General features: G+C 41.0%; 20 protein-coding genes and 1 pseudogene. 6 read left to right on the forward strand and 15 right to left on the reverse strand.

From position 1 onward, the window contains the following. Window positions 1–28: 28 nt before the first annotated feature. From E0H81_RS14110 to E0H81_RS14165, 12 genes are all read right to left on the reverse strand, one after another. Window positions 29–1,468 carry a M48 family metalloprotease gene (locus tag E0H81_RS14110; RefSeq protein WP_131319774.1) on the reverse strand — a complete coding sequence of 480 codons (1,440 nt, stop codon included), beginning with the start codon at window positions 1,466–1,468 and terminating at the stop codon, window positions 29–31. An 86-nt stretch (window positions 1,469–1,554) separates the two neighbouring features. Then, window positions 1,555–2,523, reverse strand: a complete 969-nt coding sequence (locus E0H81_RS14115) for a 2-hydroxyacid dehydrogenase (RefSeq protein WP_131319776.1) — start codon at window positions 2,521–2,523, stop codon at window positions 1,555–1,557. Continuing rightward, window positions 2,520–3,188, reverse strand: a complete 669-nt coding sequence (locus E0H81_RS14120) for a hypothetical protein (RefSeq protein ID WP_131319778.1) — start codon at window positions 3,186–3,188, stop codon at window positions 2,520–2,522. The genes E0H81_RS14115 and E0H81_RS14120 overlap by 4 nt, the downstream gene beginning before the upstream one ends. A 115-nt stretch (window positions 3,189–3,303) precedes the next feature. Then, window positions 3,304–5,154 carry a M48 family metalloprotease gene (locus tag E0H81_RS14125; RefSeq protein WP_131319799.1) on the reverse strand — a complete coding sequence of 617 codons (1,851 nt, stop codon included), beginning with the start codon at window positions 5,152–5,154 and terminating at the stop codon, window positions 3,304–3,306. A gap of 129 nt (window positions 5,155–5,283) precedes the next feature. Next, entirely contained in the window at window positions 5,284–6,822 is a 1,539-nt protein-coding gene (gene purF, locus E0H81_RS14130; RefSeq protein ID WP_131319780.1) for an amidophosphoribosyltransferase, read from the reverse strand. Window positions 6,823–6,846: 24 nt separating this feature from the next. Next, entirely contained in the window at window positions 6,847–7,434 is a 588-nt protein-coding gene (locus tag E0H81_RS14135; protein ID WP_131319782.1) for a CvpA family protein, read from the reverse strand. Then, window positions 7,431–8,441 (reverse strand): quinone-dependent dihydroorotate dehydrogenase, encoded by a 1,011-nt coding sequence (locus E0H81_RS14140; RefSeq protein WP_131319784.1) that lies wholly within the window; start codon window positions 8,439–8,441, stop codon window positions 7,431–7,433. Before E0H81_RS14140 ends, E0H81_RS14135 begins: the two co-directional genes overlap by 4 nt. A gap of 90 nt (window positions 8,442–8,531) precedes the next feature. Continuing rightward, the gene (gene gspM / locus E0H81_RS14145; RefSeq protein ID WP_131319785.1) at window positions 8,532–9,011 is read right to left on the reverse strand and encodes a type II secretion system protein M; all 480 of its coding nucleotides are present in this window, start codon (window positions 9,009–9,011) and stop codon (window positions 8,532–8,534) included. Beyond that, the gene (gene gspL / locus E0H81_RS14150) at window positions 9,011–10,150 is read right to left on the reverse strand and encodes a type II secretion system protein GspL (RefSeq protein WP_131319787.1); all 1,140 of its coding nucleotides are present in this window, start codon (window positions 10,148–10,150) and stop codon (window positions 9,011–9,013) included. The genes gspM and gspL overlap by 1 nt, the downstream gene beginning before the upstream one ends. A gap of 30 nt (window positions 10,151–10,180) precedes the next feature. Beyond that, complete coding sequence (gene sixA / locus E0H81_RS14155; RefSeq protein ID WP_131319789.1) at window positions 10,181–10,636, reverse strand: phosphohistidine phosphatase SixA; 456 nt, start codon at window positions 10,634–10,636, stop codon at window positions 10,181–10,183. Window positions 10,637–10,713: 77 nt separating this feature from the next. Further along, window positions 10,714–11,787 carry an NAD(P)H-dependent glycerol-3-phosphate dehydrogenase gene (locus E0H81_RS14160; protein ID WP_131319791.1) on the reverse strand — a complete coding sequence of 358 codons (1,074 nt, stop codon included), beginning with the start codon at window positions 11,785–11,787 and terminating at the stop codon, window positions 10,714–10,716. A gap of 48 nt (window positions 11,788–11,835) precedes the next feature. Then, a complete protein-coding gene (locus tag E0H81_RS14165) occupies window positions 11,836–12,411 on the reverse strand; it encodes a nitroreductase family protein (RefSeq protein WP_131267385.1) in 576 nt (191 codons plus the stop codon). A gap of 227 nt (window positions 12,412–12,638) precedes the next feature. On the opposite strand from E0H81_RS14165, the gene E0H81_RS14170 reads away from it, so the two are divergent. Further along, the gene (locus E0H81_RS14170; protein ID WP_131267386.1) at window positions 12,639–13,019 is read left to right on the forward strand and encodes a hypothetical protein; all 381 of its coding nucleotides are present in this window, start codon (window positions 12,639–12,641) and stop codon (window positions 13,017–13,019) included. A gap of 118 nt (window positions 13,020–13,137) precedes the next feature. On the opposite strand, the gene rhlB is transcribed toward E0H81_RS14170, so the two are convergent. Together rhlB and E0H81_RS14180 are read right to left on the reverse strand one after the other, a co-directional pair. Next, the gene (gene rhlB / locus E0H81_RS14175; RefSeq protein ID WP_131319793.1) at window positions 13,138–14,289 is read right to left on the reverse strand and encodes an ATP-dependent RNA helicase RhlB; all 1,152 of its coding nucleotides are present in this window, start codon (window positions 14,287–14,289) and stop codon (window positions 13,138–13,140) included. Between the two features lie 98 nt (window positions 14,290–14,387). Continuing rightward, window positions 14,388–14,600, reverse strand: a complete 213-nt coding sequence (locus E0H81_RS14180) for a cold-shock protein (protein ID WP_004648643.1) — start codon at window positions 14,598–14,600, stop codon at window positions 14,388–14,390. Window positions 14,601–14,982: 382 nt separating this feature from the next. Here E0H81_RS14180 and E0H81_RS14185 point away from each other — a divergent pair, with 382 nt between their 5' ends. The 5 genes from E0H81_RS14185 (at window position 14,983) to E0H81_RS14205 (ending at window position 17,767) form a co-directional block, all read left to right on the forward strand. Next, on the forward strand, window positions 14,983–15,216 hold the full coding sequence (locus E0H81_RS14185; RefSeq protein ID WP_131319795.1) for a sulfurtransferase TusA family protein: 234 nt from the start codon (window positions 14,983–14,985) through the stop codon (window positions 15,214–15,216). 136 nt (window positions 15,217–15,352) lie between these two features. Further along, a complete protein-coding gene (gene rpoH, locus E0H81_RS14190) occupies window positions 15,353–16,222 on the forward strand; it encodes an RNA polymerase sigma factor RpoH (protein ID WP_131267389.1) in 870 nt (289 codons plus the stop codon). 147 nt (window positions 16,223–16,369) lie between these two features. After that, window positions 16,370–16,735, forward strand: coding sequence for a DUF423 domain-containing protein (locus tag E0H81_RS14195; protein ID WP_131267390.1), 366 nt, complete (start codon window positions 16,370–16,372; stop codon window positions 16,733–16,735). Between the two features lie 36 nt (window positions 16,736–16,771). Further along, on the forward strand, window positions 16,772–16,969 hold the full coding sequence (thiS, locus tag E0H81_RS14200) for a sulfur carrier protein ThiS (RefSeq protein WP_131267391.1): 198 nt from the start codon (window positions 16,772–16,774) through the stop codon (window positions 16,967–16,969). A gap of 12 nt (window positions 16,970–16,981) precedes the next feature. Then, window positions 16,982–17,767, forward strand: coding sequence for a thiazole synthase (locus E0H81_RS14205; RefSeq protein WP_131267392.1), 786 nt, complete (start codon window positions 16,982–16,984; stop codon window positions 17,765–17,767). A 49-nt stretch (window positions 17,768–17,816) separates the two neighbouring features. Here E0H81_RS14205 and E0H81_RS14210 read toward each other — a convergent pair. Continuing rightward, window positions 17,817–18,227: pseudogene (locus E0H81_RS14210) on the reverse strand (transposase); the annotation flags it as partial.

Raw genomic sequence — 18,227 nt, forward strand, 5'->3', positions numbered from 1 at the left:
ATTATCATTGCAAAATCATCATCTGCGATTAGATTCTTAGCTGTCGCTCTTTTTGCATTTCATTAAGGCGAATTTTTAGTTTTGTAGACAACAGTTCATTATTTTTGATCAAGCGCTGTGCATGCAATAAGGACTTAATCGCATTTTCTTCCCAGCCGGACCAATATTCCACTTCCGCACGATAACGCAATACATTAACCGTTCTAAACGGTGACTGCTGATCAATATTTGCAACTTGCTGCATCAAGCGCCAGGCCTGAATATCACGAGAGTTCTTATTAATAAAACGCTGAAGCAAGTTCTGGGCTTGAGTAACCTGTTTTTGACGAATAAATACTTCAGTCAATTTAAAGGCCAAAGCCCGATTTTCGGGCATAATTCGTGCGGCAGACTGAATTGATTTATAGGCTTCATCGGTTTTATTTTGTCCTAAATAAATATCGGTTTGAATGAGTACCAACAAATTATTTAGGCGCTGCTGTGCCTTTGCCTGATCCAAAACTTGCTGAGCTAAAACATAGTCGCCTTGTTTGAGATAAAAAGCCGATAAAGCCAACTGCCCTGCAAAATTTTTACGATTGGCCAGAATCTGTAATTGCTGTTCAGTGGCCTGATTGGAAATTACCCGACTGTACCATTTCAGTATTTCAAAATCCTCATCATGCAAACTTGATTTGACTCTAGGAAACTGGTTCGCCCTTAAACGTGCTTCACTCATCCGTTCCGTACTTAAGGGATGGGTTAACCAAAAGTCAGGCAAGAAACTGACCTTACTGGTTGATCGATCCATCACTTCAAAAAAGTCAGCCATACTTTGCGGATTATAGCCAGCAGTATACATATACTGCATACCAATCCGGTCAGCTTCACGCTCCTGGTTACGGCTGTAATTCAACTGCTTATCCATTAATGCAGCCTGTGAACCCAACATCACGGCTGTACCCACATCACCATCGGCCTGCGAAGCCACCAATGCTCCCACCAAAAGCCCTGCCAAAGTCAGCAGGCCCTGTCCCTTAAAAGCTTCTTGCGAACGGCTGTAATGACGTTGCGATACATGTGCAACCTCATGCGCCATCACGCCCGCCACTTCATCCATATTTCGAGCAGAAATCACCATTCCTGTATTAATGGCAAATAACCCGCCAGGAACAGCAAAAGCATTGATTTGAGGATCATTGATAATGACCAGCCCTATAGGCTGTCCAAGCTGGGTCTGACTTAAAATATGGGAAAATACACTGACCAATTGATCTTCTAGCCATGGATTTTGCAGCACAGGCATTTGTTTATGAACTTCACGAAATACTTTTTCGCCAATCATTTTTTCTTTTTGTTGGTCAATTAAACCGACACCACTGCCAATTTCGGGAACATTAAACTGGGGCATTGAATTCAGATTCGCACTGTGCGTCGATCCCGCAATTGCGACCAAACCAATACTGCAAGCCAATAAAAACCGTTTCAATGTTATATTCTCAAACTGCTTTTTTTCAATTTATCAGACTATAACATTGAAAATTGGAGGGATTTGCAATGAAGTGTTATTAAATTTTAAGAAAACGAAGCATTCACCACATACGCAGGTGTACGCCCTTCCAGTGCATCGACCACATTACGATAAGCCAGTTCAGCCATTTTTTTACGTGTTTCCGCAGTCGCAGAACCGACATGCGGCAAGGTCACCACATTATCTAAATTAAAAAGTTCAGATTCCTGTAAAGGCTCTTTTAAATAGACATCCAGACCTGCAGCAAATATTTTACCCGCTTTCAAGGTCTCAATAAGTGCTTGCTCATCAATCACAGAACCACGTGCAATATTGACAAACACCGCATGCGACTGCATTTGATCGAACTCATGCTGACCAATCAACGCTTTGGATTCTGTATTTAAGTCAACAGCAACCACAACAAAATCTGACTGCTGTAACAACTCATCCAGACCGCAATATCGAGCATTTAAAGGCTGTGCTAATTCCAGTTTTTCACGACGATTATGATAAAGAATATTCATGTTAAAGCCGTAAAAGCCACGACGCGCGATAGCAGCACCAATATTACCCAGACCAATAATACCTAAGGTTTTAGCAGAAATATCACGGCCGAATTGGGCTTCAGCTGCTGTACGCTTCCATTGTCCTTGCTTGGTCCATTGATCCAAATAAGGAACTTTACGCGCAGCACTCATCAGCAAGGTAAAAGCTAAATCGGCAGTGGTTTCTGTGAGCACATGAGGCGTATTGGATAACCAGATTTTTTTCTGATTTAAATAAGCAAGATCGTAGTTGTCATAACCGACGCTGACACTGGAAATAATTTTAAGTTGTTGTGCAGTCGCCAAATTGCTTTCATTGAGTAGACGCCCTGCCCCAATCATGCCATCAGCATCCTTGACCTGCTCGCGGATCTGCTGGTTAACATCGCCCAATTTTGGATTAATGACTTCAACCTGGTATTGAGCTTGTAACCGTTGCAATATATCTTGATCTAACTGACTAAAAACAACAACTTTCTTCTTCATGTAGCATCCATGTTTTGCTTAGTTTTTTGCATAAATTGCCATAAACGTTTTTTTAATAATGGCTGATCCAGCATCTCTTGCAAACCAGCCAAATGAATAATTTTTGAATGATTAAAATAAGAGAATTGCCCTAATAAAATAATGTTTTTATCTGCACTAATGGCATCTATAAAACCTTGCACATAACTTTCTGCACCGCGGCCGTCCTGGAAATTGATTAAAGGAAATGGCCACTGCAATTCATAGTATTCAGCTTGAAGGGCTTGCTGAATATTATTCCACAGTTGCTGTTGTTCAGCGCTCAGTTCAGTCGCATCAGTCACGATGACACAATGCGGCAAACCAAAAGCCTGCAATTGAAAAGCTGCAATGTGTAGCGCAGGTCGTTCTTCAACAACTTGAGGCACAATTTCAGCTTGAACTTCTTTGACAACCGGCGTTGGCGTTGGTAACGGCTCTGGCTGATCAAGCGTTTTAAGCGGTTCAGCCTTTGGTTCCGGCACGATGAGCGGCTGAGCTTTCGCAACCACAATTTCACTTAGATATTCGGGTGCAGCCTGATCCCGCCAAATGGATGAGGATGGCATATTTTGACACGCAGCATCCTTAGGAACCCAGATATCGATTCCTAATGTTGCCAGTATGTCACGCTGATGCCCTATCATCTTTTTTCATCACCCATTGAATGCTTGGTATTCTAACGAGATTAGTTGCTTTTTGCTGATCTTTTATTAAAGATTAGTTTAATCATCACTCATCTATAATTTTATCGCAGCTGGTTTATACAATCATCAAACTATTTTTTTTCTGCATTTGCTCAACAATTTCATCCGTTTCAAAACCAAAACGCCAGTAGAGTAATTGCAAAACATCCAGTTCATCCTGGGTAATAATACGATCATTCCACAAGCACAGTTCGGCAATACCCAAAATACTTAAACGGTCGCGCAGTAGTAAGCCTGCGATATCATTCAAAATTTCTGCCAGATCAATGGGCTCATCCGAGATCTCGGTATACATTTCTAATTCTTTGGCGGTGAGTACACGCTTGAGAATCTTTTCACGTACATCCAGCTGGTTCAGGCTATTGATTTGCTGCACATGTAACAAGGCATCAATCAGACGCACAATATGCGGCTTAACTTCTTCCAGTGAAGTCGGTGTATGTAATGGAAGAAGATTCAATTCAAATTTCACATATTCAAGCAGCAAGGCATCCAGCAGACCAATTTCACCATCTTCCTGAATAATGCGCGCCAATTTCATTAAAAACTGCCGTGCAATAGTGGCAGGCATTGCGCCAATGTTTTTACACGCATCATAAAAAATGGAGATATGAACCCGACCATCTAAATTGAGCAATGAATCGACAATTGCCCGGCTAACTTCCGCATCCGCAGGAATAAATTCACGGTACTGTCGAATCATTAAAATGGATACCATCACTTCTCGTGAACCGGTTGCCGTTTGCAATGCTCGCTGGATCAGCTCAGGACGCTCTATATTATTTCGGATTTCTGGATTTAAAGGTTTAATCGCATCATTAATGGCAAAGCTAATTGGCGATAAACGCAGTAATGGCAAGGGTTGTGGTGAACTCCACGGTGAATATACCTGACCATTCACTTCATCTAATGATCGGAACAAGCTAAAAAGTGGCTGATTGCGTAATTTTTTTAAATTTTCGAGCTGTAAATCCTGCACCAAACCTGGGTTCAACTCATAAATACGTTGCTCAATACTTGGGTGAATGTTCATCCAGTTTTGCGGACTTAAAGAATTGGCAAAACACATATGCGCAATAGATTCAGCATATTCACTGTGAATTTGCGAGCCTGAATGATGCACATAAACCCTTAATAAAGTTTGCACATTGGCATCGTTTTGAATTAATCGCCTGGTTTTTTGGTCATTTTTAAAGGTCCGTCCACCCAATGAAATATATTTAATAAATCGGGTAATCAAAACACCAAGACTTCCAATCAGCCAGATCACCCCACCCATCGCAACAAAAAAAGTCGCAAATTTATGGGTATGTGCTTGACCGTGCTTGGTAAAACCCAGTTTGGCAATTTTACTGCCCCACTGGCTAAAGGTCGTCAGACTGCTGTAAAGGATTTTCAGACGGGTATTTTCTGCCGTTTCACCCGATAGAATTTTATTAAATTCATGGCTGAGCAAACCATAAAGCTCTAATTCATCTAAGTTTTGCAATGCACCCCAAGTCAAAATAATCACAATATCACGCGGATAAAAACCTGCGGTCAGTGCATTTACGCCCACTTCATTGGGAAGTACATATACGGCCGGAGTCTCAATTAAAAAGGTATCTGCCAATTGTTCAGTAATTTTCAGCGCAACACTTTCTTCAGGAATACTTTCTATTAGGCTTAAGCGACGCGCACCCAACTGTTTTGCCAACGAATGGCCACCGGAACGAAACACATAAAACTCGTACAGGACGGAAATCGTCATTACGCCAAGCAGCAGCACGATGAGATAAGGACTCAAAACATGCCAAAAAATAGACTGGCTATGATCAAAATAAAATACCCACAAGCCGGTGATGGTATTTAAAAAGAATAGTGTGAGTAATACCGCAAGCATACAAACACTTGCAGACCAAACCATATTTTTGTTTTGAATAAAAGAATAACCCGCACTCTTCAATGTGAAGATCCTTTATTACCTTGTATTTGTTCACTCATCATAAATTAAAAAAGCGGGAAATTCCCGCTTTTCATAGAATTAAGAAGAATTTTATTCTTCTTTCACTCCAGTAAGATCAACCGATGCTGCATCAATATTCACATCAATATAACCACCGACGGCTTTTTTTGCAGAATCATTGCGTTTGCGCTCAAGCTCATCTAGATAAGCCGCATCAATTCCGCCCGCTACATACACACCATCAAAAACTGAACAATCAAATTCTTGCAGTGCAGGAACTTTACTGGTACGAACTGCACCTTTCAAATCTTCCAAATCTTGGAAAATCAAACGGTCTGCACCAATAATTTCACGAATTTCTTCAACGCTACGACCCGATGCAATCAGCTCATCTTTCGCAGGCATATCAATACCGTACACGTTTGGATATTTCACCATCGGTGCAGCGGAAGCAAAGAACACTTTCTTCGCACCAGCATCGCGTGCCATTTGAATAATTTCGTTACAGGTTGTACCGCGAACAATCGAGTCATCCACCAGCAAAACATTTTTGCCTTTAAACTCAAGTTCAACCGGGTTCAATTTTTGACGAACTGATTTTTCACGTTGTTGCTGACCCGGCATAATGAAGGTACGTCCGATATAACGGTTCTTCATAAAGCCTTCACGGAATTTAACGCCCAAGATATTGGCAAGCTCTAAAGCTGAAGTACGTGATGTATCTGGAATTGGAATCACCACATCAATATCATGTTCTTCGCCCCACTCACGTGAAATTTTATAGGCAAGTTTTTCACCCATTTTTAAACGTGCTTTATAGACTGAAATGCCATCTATGATTGCATCTGGACGTGCAAAATACACATATTCAAAGATACAAGGACGATATTCAGGATTTTCCGCACATTGCTTGGTAAACATCTCGCCTTCTGAAGTAATGAAAATTGCTTCACCCGGTTCAATATCACGTTCAACCTTAAAGCCCAAAGCAGTAATGGCGACTGATTCAGAAGCAATAATATATTCCATGCCTTGTTCAGTTTCACGCGAACCATAAATCAGTGGACGAATACCGTTTGGATCACGGAAGCCCACCAAACCATGTCCGGTGATCATTGCCACAACGCCATAAGCACCTTTACAGCGCTCATGTACCCGTGTAACCACCTGAAAAATATCTTCCGCAGTTGGATTCAACTTGCCATTTTTTTGCATTTCATGCGCAAAAACGTTTAGAAGCACTTCAGAATCTGAATCGGTATTCATATGACGAAGATCTGTTTTAAACAAATCATCATGAATTTCTTCAGCGTTGGTCAAGTTACCGTTATGCGCCAAGGTAATACCATAAGGCGAGTTCACATAAAACGGCTGTGCTTCTGCACTGCTTGAAGAACCTGCAGTTGGATAACGTACATGACCAATACCGTAATTACCTAGCAGTGCACGCATGTGACGCGTATGAAAGACGTCTCGTACCATACCGTTGTCTTTACGCAGGAACAAACGCCCTTCATGACAAGTTACTATTCCGGCTGCATCCTGACCACGATGCTGTAACATCGTTAATGCATCAAACAACATTTGGTTAACAGGTGATTTACCAGCTATACCAACTACTCCACACATAGCAACCTCGCAAACAAGCTAGGATTAATAAAAAGGATTATTTGTTGATTCATCTGTACGCGTTGCATGCTTTTGCGTTTTATCAGATGATGAGTCGGAAGATGTCGGCGCACCTTCATCGGACTTGATATGATTGAGCGCTCCATTTGCAGCTTCTTTGGAAAGTTGAGCTGCCCACGGTGCATAAGGGATAAGAAGTTGTACAAACTTAGACTGTTTCCAGTGCGGAGAACTTTCCACCCAAGGACCAATGCCTTGCATGGTAATGAGTACAATCATTAAGCCCTTCAAAGAGCCAAAAGCACCACCTGCCAGTCTGTTGAGCGGGCCAAGTTTTAGACTCTTTAATATCTTGTTGAGAAATGCAGTAATAATCCAGGTTAAAACCACCATAACCAATACAATAAATGCAAAAGCTGCAATTTTTTGTACCACCGGATCTCCACTGAGTGAGACCATCGAAGGTGCCAGGATGGTTGCGTATTTTGCACCGATGATCAGTGCAAAAATCCATCCTACCAAGTTCGCAAAGGCTGAAACCAATCCTTGTCGCAAACCGTTGAGCCCTCCAATGAGCAAAATAATCAGTATGAAGATATCCAGTGTATTCATGGTGCATTTAACGCATCAACACAATCTTTAATCAGTGTTGGACCTGTATATATGAGGCCACTATAGATTTGTACAAGGTTTGCACCAGCAGCCTGTTTTGCAACTGCCTGCTCACCTGACAAAATACCGCCGACACCAATCAGGGGAATCTGTCCTTTCAATGCTTTTGAAAATGCTGCAAGACAAGCGGTACTTTTTTCAAAGACTGGCGCACCAGACAGGCCACCCGCTTCATTACCATGCTTGAGATTTTCCACGCCTTCACGTGACAAAGTGGTATTCGTTACAATCAAACCATCAATTTTAAACTGGATCAATTGCTTTGCAATAAATTCGATATCTTCAGTTGTTAAATCTGGAGCAACTTTAAGCACCAAAGGTACATAATGCTGATGTTCTTCAGCCAATTCAAGCTGACGCTTTCTTAAAGTTTGCAACAATTCTGTCAGCGCATCACCGCTTTGCAGGCTACGCAAATTTTTGGTATTCGGTGATGAAATATTTACAGTCACATAAGAGGCGTAGTTATAGACTTTTTCAAGACAGATCAGATAATCATCGACTGCATTTTCAACTGGCGTATCGGCATTTTTACCAATATTAATCCCCAAGATGCCTTTGAATTTTGCAGCTTTGACATTTTCAATGAGTTTGTCTACCCCGTCATTATTAAAACCCATACGGTTAATAATGGCTTTGGCTTCAGGTAAACGGAATAAACGGGGATGTGGATTGCCCGCTTGTGGACGCGGTGTAATGGTTCCAATTTCAATAAAACCAAACCCCAATCCAGCCAGGGCATCAATATAAGCGCCATTTTTGTCTAAGCCGGCAGCTAAACCCACTGGATTAGGGAATTGAATTCCCATACAGGTCACTGGTTTAGCGGCAATGCTTTGACGCATCATGCCCATGCGATGGGCTGATTTCAATAACGATAGTGTCAGCTCATGTGCACGCTCTGGTGCTAAAGAAAACAACAAAGGGCGGGCAAGAGAATACAACATATCTGTAAAAGTCTACTGCTTTTTAAGTCGCCATATTATAGGCATAGCCCATAGAAAACACCATGCTTAGCAGGTCTTTATTTTTACCCCTTATTGCACTGTCGCTGTTAATTTAATCTGACCCGCCTCGGAAATTAATTCTATTTTTTCAAGACTTAGTCCCATTTGAGCGAGTTGGGTTAAAAAATTTGCCAAAATTGCATAATTTTCATGCGCTGCCACAATCTGAATTTGCTCACCTGCCTGCTGTGATGCAACAGACAATCCTTGCTGCTGGGCAACACGTTGCACTTTATCTGCCGCAGTTAACTGCAAATCATCTGCAGGTTTCATGGTTAGCGCATTACTTTGCATCCAGACCATCATGTCTTTTAAATCATTGACCCGATTTTGCTGCTTGTTGGCCGCTGCATGCGTAAACCAGAGTGCTGAGCCAATGGCCGCAACCAGAACAAAAATGCTGGTAAAAATAACCATGTAGCGTTCACGTACAGACAAGCGATCCAAATAATCGGTGATTCTCTCGATGAATTGATCAATCGAGCTTTGCAGTTTTTCTAATGTTTTCATTATTGTATTTTCACCAATCCAATTGCACCGGTGCCATTCGGCTGAATATTGCCTAATTCAACTTTAAAGCCTTGCTGATTAAGCTGCTGCGTTAATGTTTGTAATGCCGCAGCAGAATTGGCTTTCAGTTCCATATTTAAAACTGAAGCATCGTAATTGATACGATTGGCCACAATCTGATTTTGCATTAAAACGGGACCCACTCGACTGAGTAATTGCAAGGCTTGGGTATTGGCACTTTTATTCAAGCGCACATGACTTTCAAACTGGCTTTTTAAATTCTGTTCAGTGACACGGCTACTCTGCCCAAACCAGTATTTATACTGGTCAATCGCTTGTACTGCAGTCTGATCTGCCACTTTTTTATATTTATACCAGCGTGTTGCATCATAAATGAACTGCACCATTAAAGCAGCGAGCAACACAGCCGCACATGCTTTCCAATATCCCGCTACACCGGTGCTGTTTTTTGCTTTCGGCAGGATATTAAAAGGATGAGCTTTGGCTTTTTTTAACACCGGTAATTCATAATGAAAAGATTCAATCTGCTCATGCGTAACCATCGCCTCAAGGCTTTGCATTTGTTCAGCAGTAAAATTGCTGATTTTATAACGCTGGCCTTGCGGCTGATAATCTAAAAATAAGGCTAAATCATCAACCGAATTTCCCAGAAATTCATTTTCACGTACCAATAAACGTCCTGATACATTGGCAATGACGGCTTGTCCCGCTTCAGGAATGGGTAAAATCAGAAAATCAGGCAATAAAGAAATGACTTTAACAGGAATCAAACTCAAGGCATGTTGCAGCATTTCAACTGTGCTATTTGCGACACCCAAAATGAACAAATGATCCGGATTTTGAAAATGATGCAATACCTTCATTGAATCTATGGGTAAAACCACAAATTCTTCTAATAGATATTTAACCCCGTCCACACCCAATTTTTTATATTGTGATTTGGCTAAAGTCTGCTGCACCATCTGCACATCACGGCTTGGAAAAAACGCGACCGCTTCTTCCCCATGATAACCTTGCGTCTCTTGAATCAAATGCTCGAGACTGGAAGCCTGATACCAGCTCTCTCCAGTCGACCATTGCCAAACCCCATTGGCTTCAGGCATCCATAAATACAACATTAATGTTTTTCTGCCGTTTTAATTAATATTTTATGTGTTTGGAATAAAACTTTTTAACTGTGTTGATAATCCGGCTGCAATGACTGCTTGCTCATATATGCGTGCTTCAGCCAGAGCATAAGGATGGAATGATTCAGACGTCAATAATGATGAAATATGCGCCACCACATTCATATGACACACCACCACAATCGACTCATAAGGTAACTGGGACAACCATTCAACTGCAGATTTCGCATCATCTTCAGGTTTAATCTTATTACACACCAGCACAGGTACATCATTAAAATAATGTTGCAGATGCGCCAAAGTTTCTTGTGCACGCAATAAAGGACTCACCACAAATACATCGGGCTTAATCATGTCCTTTAAATATTCTGCGGTGTGTTGCGCCTGCTTATGCCCTCGCCTGGTTAATGGACGTTTGTCATCATTTCCATTGACCGCTGCAGAGGCTTCACCATGACGGACTAAAGTAAGTTGCATAAAATTTCCTTATTCTCAATATGCAGCAATTATAACCCAGCTTTATTACAGCGCTTATTCATTCAAATATTTTAAAATTATACTTCATGATGGGGCAAAACGAATTCCACATCACTGCGATGTCCATTTTTCATCAGTGAAAGTGCAATACTTAAAGGCGGCGCACCTTCAAAAATAACATCATATAGGGCACTGGTAATAGGCATATAAACATCCAGTTCTTCTGAACGGCTGCGTACCTGAACAATGGTATTGATCCCTTCTGCCGTTTGACCCAATTCTTTAGTCGCCTGCTCCAAGCTCTTACCTGAACCCAAAGCAAAACCGACTTGGTAGTTCCGGCTCAGTGGACTACTACAAGTGGCAAATAAATCACCCACCCCAGATAAACCCAGGAAGGTCAGCGGATTTGCACCCAATTTCACTGCAAAACGGCTCATTTCGGCCAATGCACGGGTTAAAATCATACTCTTGGTATTTTCACCCACTTTATAAGCGGCTGCCATGCCCATGGCGACAGCATAGATATTTTTTAACGCCCCGCCCAGTTCTACCCCATGTACATCATCACTGCCAAATACACGGAATAATGCGCTGTGCAAGGCTTGTTGCACTGCATAACGCACCAGTTCAGACTGACTTGCAATCACGGTTCCTGCCGGTTGTCCCGCCATAATTTCTTTGGCTAAATTCGGTCCAGAAAGCACACCATAAGGCACTTCGGGTAATTCTTCACGAATAATATCGCTCATAAAACTAAAGGTTTTTGCTTCAATGCCTTTAGTTAAAGAGATGACCGCCTGCGAAGTGATGAAAGGTTGAATTTGTTTGAGCACATCACGAAATGAATGGCTTGGAATCGCCACTAAAATAATGTCACGATTACAAATAGCCGTTTCCAAATCGGTTACTGCTTTTAAACCAGGCTCTAAATTAAAATCGGGTAAATAGCGTTTATTGACATGGGTTTGATTAATTTCTGCTGCGGCAACTTCATCACGAATCCAGATCATGGTATCGCAGCCATTACGCACTGCAGTATTGGCCATTGCAGTACCAAAACTGCCACCACCTAAAACTGTTACGCGTAACGCCGTTTTTTGATCAACTGAAACAGGTTCAACAAGATCTGAAAATTTCAACTCTGACATTCTTTTTATATCTCGACTCAGTATTTAATGACTCAGTATTCAATAAAGTTATTTATTCCAATAACTCACATAATCTTGTGTATTTATTTCTGCACGTGCGGGAATGGCTTTTGCTGCCGTTCCAATATAAATAATTCCAGAAATTAAATCATCCTCTGCCAGGCCTAAAGCCTGTTTAAACAGATTCGATTCAATTACCGCACCGCTGCGCCACATGCTTGAAAAACCCTGAACTTGTAGCGACAACAAAAAGTTTTGTATTGCCGCACCGGTACTTAAAGTTTGTTCAAAATTGGGAACTTTGGGATGTGGCTGAAATTGAGTTAAGGCCAAAACCAAAAGTGGTGCACGAAATGGATGGTTTTTAACACGGTCTAACTGAGCTGGATCGGTTTCACCCAAATCTGCCAAAGCTTTAGACAGCAACTCACCAAAAGCTTCACATTGATCAGCCGGAATAACCACAAAACGGGTGGGCTTTAAACGGTGATGATCAGGTGCCGTCAATGCCGCCTGAAAGGCCTTTTCCAACTGCTCTGCGTTTGGGGCAGGCTCGACCAAATGACCAATCGACTGACGTTGATGAATATTAAAATGAACCATATCTACCGTGGAATCAGTCATTAACTTCTATATCTGTGTACTAAAATATTTCATTAAGATTAGCATATTCTTATTCAGATACTCTAGAGCAATTAGCCGACGCCTTACACTCAATCCCATTCTTGCTTATAAGACACTCACAGATGGACCATATAAAACTGCATATTTTATACAACTCTTTCAAAAAGAGTCCAAAAAGTTATGCTCAAATGCTTTTTATTCTTTTTAAAACGAATCAGGGGAAAAAAATGAATAAAGTTTTTGCGCTCTCTTCCACAGTTGCTGTTGCTCTTGCTTTAACTGCATGTGCTTCCAATCCAACCACATCATTGGCCATTCAAAAACAAAACAACCAGTATGAAGTCACAGGCGTAGGTAAAAGCAATCTCATTTCTAAAAACAATGCGATTACTGCTGCCAACAATACCTGCGGCAAAAAAGCCACTGCGGTCGTGATTGATGAAAAAACTGAATACAACGGTGCTTTAAAAGGCGTTGTGGATGAAAAAACAGGACAAATGATTCAAGCTGCAACCAGTGTATTGGGTACTTTGACAGGAAGTAGTGGCAGCCTCGCTCGTGATGAAGACTATCAAACCGTGCTTACCTTTAGCTGCCGAGCAAACTAAATTCCTAGAAAATAATTCTATTTCATCGTACCCATTATAATAATGATGTTTAGAAAGATGCACAAAAAGCCGCTTAAAATAAGCGGCTTTTTATTTTACATTTTATGGTAATGGCAAATTAACAATAACCTTCCATACGGGTTAATGGCAGTTTTTGACCAATGGCCTTTTCAATTTCTGGAAGATAGAACGCATCATCTTCCGACAAGAAACTAATACTTACACCACGTGCACCCGCGCGACCAGTACGACCGATCCGGTGTACATAATCATCTGACTGTTCAGGCAAAGTAAAGTTTATAACATGTGAAACGCCATCCACATGGATACCACGACCGGCAACATCGGTTGCAATCATAATATTATGTTGACCATTTTTAAATTGATCGAGCATTTTGGTTCGTTTGTCTTGTGCAATTTCACCGGACAACATGACCACCTTATAACCATCTCTTTTTAAATGATCATACAGTTTACGCACCTGGTCACGACGATTGGCAAAAATCATGACTTTTTCAATCGGCTCATCACGCAGAATTTCTTGCAGTAACTTATATTTGTCTGTTTTTGCAACCATGTAAACGCGTTGTTCAACATCTGCATTGGTTTTCTTTTCTGGCTCAATTTCAACAGTGACCGGTTCAAACAGCCATTGTTGCGCCAAGTTTAAAACATCATAACTAAAAGTTGCAGAGAACATCAGCGTTTGACGCTGTTCTTTACGCGGTGAATAACGCACGATTCGTTTAACAGATGGAATGAAGCCCATATCGAGTAAACGGTCTGCTTCATCAATCACTAAAAATTCGATTTGATCCAGCCAAACTTCTTTTTGTTCAACAAAGTCAATTAAACGACCCGGTGTTGCCACAATAATATCGACAAACTGTTTATCTAGCTGGGCTTTTTGCTTATCAAAATCAACACCACCCAATAAGGTAACCACATGCAAATCGGTAAATTTGGTTAAATCTTTAGCATCACTTTCAATTTGTAACGCTAATTCTCTTGTTGGAGCAAGAATTAAGGCGCGTGCTTCGCCACGAAAACGTTGTTCCTTAATCGGATTATTGAGCAAATCATTAATCACACTGACCAGAAAAGCGGCTGTTTTCCCGGTACCCGTCTGAGCACGGCCAATGGCATCATGTCCAGCCAAAGTGAATTTTAAAACCTTTTCCTGAATCGGTGTCATTTCTTTGAAACCTAAAGCATCAATCGCTTGTTTCAGTTTCGGATGTAAATTTAAGGTTTCAAAACCAGATGACATATAAATGTGCTCTAACTTAATAATCAGGATAATTGTAGCCTATTATAAACAAAAACGCCCCAAATTACATTGGGGCGTTCTCATGAATAATCAGGCGATTAGTCTAAAGGTTGTACTTCTTCAGCTTGGAAGCCTTTTTGACCTTTAACTACGCTGAATTCAACACGTTGGCCGTCACGAAGTGAACGGTGACCGTCACCTTGGATAGCGCGGAAATGAACGAATACGTCGTCGCCGCCGTTACGTTGAATAAAGCCGAAGCCTTTAGTGTCGTTGAACCATTTAACTACGCCTTGTTCACGAGCTGTCATAAGTTAATCCTCATTGTATTTAATAGAAGGACCACCCGGTGTTGCAAACAGCAGAGTAAACAAGGATTAAAAATATTTATTATTTCTAAGCTTGTAATCATTCTGTATTACTATTAACAAAATCCCGGTTACATCCATTTCAATATCCAACTTTAAGACAAATTTTACTGTGTCATTAATTTGAATACGCGACGAGCTTATCATGGGTTTATGACAATTCATACTGTTTTTTTTGAATAATTTACCTTTTGATCGAGTTTTATTTTACTAATTATTTCTCTATTTTATATCGGTAGTTTTTATGTTGAGATTATATAATTTCATTTAGATTTGGCATCGAATTTGCTAATATCTCACAAAGTTTTTTCTGAAATTTAATGTGATGAATGATCTAGCCAATCCAGCAATTATCATAGATGCGATGGGTAAACCCTGCCCCATGCCATTATTGATGCTTAAGCGAGCGATCAAGAATAAATCAGATCATCTATTTTTATTGAAATCGTCAGATCCACATAGTCAGCAAGATGTAACTCGCTATTGCCAAATGCATCAATTGAAATGCAATATGACAAAAATAACTGACGCTGAATATCACTACTTAATTGAATCTTAATTATTTTCAATTAAACTAGTACTTTTCAAATTTGCATAAAAAATTACATTTCTCTACCCAATATTCCTTATTTCAGGAAAATATTGGATTAAGATAAAATTTAAGTGGTTATGTCATCCATTCTGAAGGAGAACACATGAGTGACAGCAGCAATCAATTGATGCCCCTGTCATTATCGGCGCCAGGGGTAAATCTCGGTGCTTATATCAGTACTGTCAATCAGATTCCTATTTTAACGGCTGAACAAGAAAAAGAGTTAGCCGAGCGCTATTATTACGACCAAGACTTAGACGCGGCTAAAATGCTGGTCATGTCTCATTTGCGTTTTGTGGTTCATATTGCACGCAGTTATGCAGGCTATGGTTTGCCACAGGGCGACCTGATTCAAGAAGGTAACTTGGGTCTAATGAAAGCGGTTAAACGTTTTGACCCGAATATGGGTGTGCGTTTGGTTTCTTTTGCCGTGCATTGGATTAAAGCTGAAATTCATGAATATGTAATTCGTAACTGGCGTATTGTTAAAATTGCGACGACTAAAGCGCAACGCAAACTCTTTTTCAACTTACGTAGCTTAAAAAAATCGAGTAAAAAGTTAACACTCGAAGAAGCAAAATCGATTGCCAATGAATTGAATGTAACACCAGAACAAGTCTTGGAAATGGAAGGCCGTTTAACAGCTTATGATGCAGCATTTGAAGCTCAGGGTGATGACGATGATGAAGGTTCCACTCATGTCGCACCGGCTTTATATTTAGAAGACAATCGTTACGACCCTGCACGTTTAGCCGAAGAAGAAGACTACGAGCAACAAAGTACGTCTGCCTTGCATAGTGCCATGGGTCAGCTCGATGATCGTTCGCGTAACATTCTGCAGCGCCGTTGGCTAGATGATGAAAAATCAACGCTGCATGAATTGGCGGCTGAATATAATGTGTCTGCGGAACGTATTCGTCAGCTAGAAAAAAATGCCATGGAAAAAATCAAAGTTGCAATGTCTTCTAATTAAGCTATTGGACTTATTTTATTCATTTTTAAAGAAAGGGCTGCGTGCCCTTTTTTTATATTTAGACCTTTGTATTGTTGCTTTTTGCCTTTCGTATAAACCCTAATTTATGCTAAGTTAAGCGCAAATTTACTCAGGTGATCATTGCTTATGTGGATTGCAATTTCAGCCCTTAATCTGGCATTTGCGGTCATGCTGGGTGCATTTGGCGCACATGGCTTAAAAGCACGTGCAAGCGAAGCACAATTGGCTTGGTGGCATACAGCAACTGATTATTTTTTCTATCATGCCCTTGGACTTTTGGCACTCGCCATTCTAAGCAAAGTTATTCCCCAACTGCCTATTAAAACCAGTTTTATCCTGATTCAAGTCGGTATTTTATTTTTCTGTGGCTCACTCTACCTAATGGCCTTAGGTTTACCGCGTGTGTTGGGTGCAATCACGCCAATTGGTGGCGCTTTAATGATTGCTGGCTGGCTGGTACTGGCATGGAATGCTTTAAAATACGCAAGATAATTAATCAAGATAATTAAGCAACAGGGAGAAATGACCATGCATATCTATTTAAATGGCGAAGCAAAAAATACCTCATGCACTAATTTATTAGAATTGATTCAAGAATTGGCCTTGGAAGGCAAACGCTTTGCTGTAGAACAGAATGAAATGATCATTTCCAAAAGCAAATTGGCACACACCCCGATTTGCGCTGACGATCATATTGAAATTATTCATGCCGTCGGTGGCGGCTAATTCGGAGCTCCCATGGAAGATACCCCGCTTATAATTGGTTCTCGTACCTTTAATTCACGCTTATTGGTCGGTACAGGTAAATATAAAGATTTAACTGAAACTGATTTAGCCATTCAAGCCAGTGGTGCAGAGATTGTCACGGTCGCAATTCGTCGTGTAAATATTGGACAGCACCCTGACCAGCCAAATTTGCTTTCTGTTGTGCCCCCTGAAAAGTACACCATTCTGCCGAATACCGCAGGTTGTTTTGATGCCAACAGTGCTATTCGTACCTGTATGCTCGCCCGCGAACTGCTGGATGGTCATAACCTGGTGAAACTGGAAGTATTGGGTGATGAAAAAACCCTTTATCCGAATATTACCGAAACTTTAAAAGCTGCCCGCACCTTAATTGACGATGGCTTTGAAATTATGGTCTACACCTCGGATGATCCGATTGTAGCGCAAGAATTAGAAAGCATGGGCTGTGTTGCAATTATGCCTTTAGGCAGCCTGATTGGCTCCGGTTTAGGCATCTTGAATCCGCATACCATTTCTATCATTAAGGAAAATGCCAGAGTTCCTGTCTTGGTCGATGCCGGTGTAGGTACAGCGAGTGATGCTGCCATTGCCATGGAACTCGGCTGTGACGGCGTACTGATGAATACCGCGATTGCGGCTGCGCAAAACCCGATTTTAATGGCATCTGCAATGAAAAAAGCCGTAGAAGCCGGCCGTGAAGCCTTTTTAGCGGGTCGTATGCCACGTAAACGCATGGCAAATGCCAGCTCGCCTGAAACGGGTTATTTCTTTAAATAAAGTTTAAGCATTAAAAAGGACTCAAAAGAGCACTGCTGTCCCACAATTTTTACAAGAGGAAGCTCATTTAAGCTTCTCTTGTTTGATGGGGACTTTATCGGGTGAAAATAACGCTTTTAAGGTTTTTATTTCAAATAAATTCACTTGAATTATTCTGAGTAAGCGCTGAACTGTCCAGCCTTTTCTCCCTAAATGTTGAGCGAAACTTACCAGTAAATAGGCGATCATCGCAATCCAGATTTGCGTCTGAATGGCGTTCTTGCTTCGACCTAAGAAGGCTTTTAATTTCAGGTTCTGTTTAATCGCTTTAAAGAACAATTCAACTTTCCAGCGGTCTTTGTAAATCGCTGCAATGGTAGAGGCCGCTAAATGAAAGTTATTGCTGAGAAAGCTGAAGTGCTTGCCACTTTGCTGATCTCTATACTCAATTCTTCTTAATATGGGGGCTTTTCTTTTTAGG

Origin of the sequence: Acinetobacter terrestris (assembly GCF_004331155.1) — a bacterium.
GTDB classification, from domain to species: Bacteria; Pseudomonadota; Gammaproteobacteria; order Pseudomonadales; family Moraxellaceae; genus Acinetobacter; species Acinetobacter terrestris.

What these genes read in the sequence shown, in the direction of transcription:
- E0H81_RS14135 (WP_131319782.1), bottom strand. Translation starts at nt 7,434, where the DNA reads ATGAATACACTGGATATCTTCATACTGATTATTTTGCTCATTGGAGGG.
- E0H81_RS14195 (WP_131267390.1), top strand. Translation starts at nt 16,370, where the DNA reads ATGTGGATTGCAATTTCAGCCCTTAATCTGGCATTTGCGGTCATGCTG.
- E0H81_RS14115 (WP_131319776.1), bottom strand. Translation starts at nt 2,523, where the DNA reads ATGAAGAAGAAAGTTGTTGTTTTTAGTCAGTTAGATCAAGATATATTG.
- E0H81_RS14180 (WP_004648643.1), bottom strand. Translation starts at nt 14,600, where the DNA reads ATGACAGCTCGTGAACAAGGCGTAGTTAAATGGTTCAACGACACTAAA.
- E0H81_RS14125 (WP_131319799.1), bottom strand. Translation starts at nt 5,154, where the DNA reads ATGGTTTGGTCTGCAAGTGTTTGTATGCTTGCGGTATTACTCACACTA.
- rhlB (WP_131319793.1), bottom strand. Translation starts at nt 14,289, where the DNA reads ATGTCATCTGGTTTTGAAACCTTAAATTTACATCCGAAACTGAAACAA.
- E0H81_RS14160 (WP_131319791.1), bottom strand. Translation starts at nt 11,787, where the DNA reads ATGTCAGAGTTGAAATTTTCAGATCTTGTTGAACCTGTTTCAGTTGAT.
- sixA (WP_131319789.1), bottom strand. Translation starts at nt 10,636, where the DNA reads ATGCAACTTACTTTAGTCCGTCATGGTGAAGCCTCTGCAGCGGTCAAT.
- E0H81_RS14205 (WP_131267392.1), top strand. Translation starts at nt 16,982, where the DNA reads ATGGAAGATACCCCGCTTATAATTGGTTCTCGTACCTTTAATTCACGC.
- E0H81_RS14185 (WP_131319795.1), top strand. Translation starts at nt 14,983, where the DNA reads ATGAATGATCTAGCCAATCCAGCAATTATCATAGATGCGATGGGTAAA.
- gspM (WP_131319785.1), bottom strand. Translation starts at nt 9,011, where the DNA reads ATGAAAACATTAGAAAAACTGCAAAGCTCGATTGATCAATTCATCGAG.
- E0H81_RS14120 (WP_131319778.1), bottom strand. Translation starts at nt 3,188, where the DNA reads ATGATAGGGCATCAGCGTGACATACTGGCAACATTAGGAATCGATATC.
- purF (WP_131319780.1), bottom strand. Translation starts at nt 6,822, where the DNA reads ATGTGTGGAGTAGTTGGTATAGCTGGTAAATCACCTGTTAACCAAATG.
- gspL (WP_131319787.1), bottom strand. Translation starts at nt 10,150, where the DNA reads ATGTTGTATTTATGGATGCCTGAAGCCAATGGGGTTTGGCAATGGTCG.
- E0H81_RS14140 (WP_131319784.1), bottom strand. Translation starts at nt 8,441, where the DNA reads ATGTTGTATTCTCTTGCCCGCCCTTTGTTGTTTTCTTTAGCACCAGAG.
- rpoH (WP_131267389.1), top strand. Translation starts at nt 15,353, where the DNA reads ATGAGTGACAGCAGCAATCAATTGATGCCCCTGTCATTATCGGCGCCA.
- E0H81_RS14165 (WP_131267385.1), bottom strand. Translation starts at nt 12,411, where the DNA reads ATGACTGATTCCACGGTAGATATGGTTCATTTTAATATTCATCAACGT.
- E0H81_RS14170 (WP_131267386.1), top strand. Translation starts at nt 12,639, where the DNA reads ATGAATAAAGTTTTTGCGCTCTCTTCCACAGTTGCTGTTGCTCTTGCT.
- thiS (WP_131267391.1), top strand. Translation starts at nt 16,772, where the DNA reads ATGCATATCTATTTAAATGGCGAAGCAAAAAATACCTCATGCACTAAT.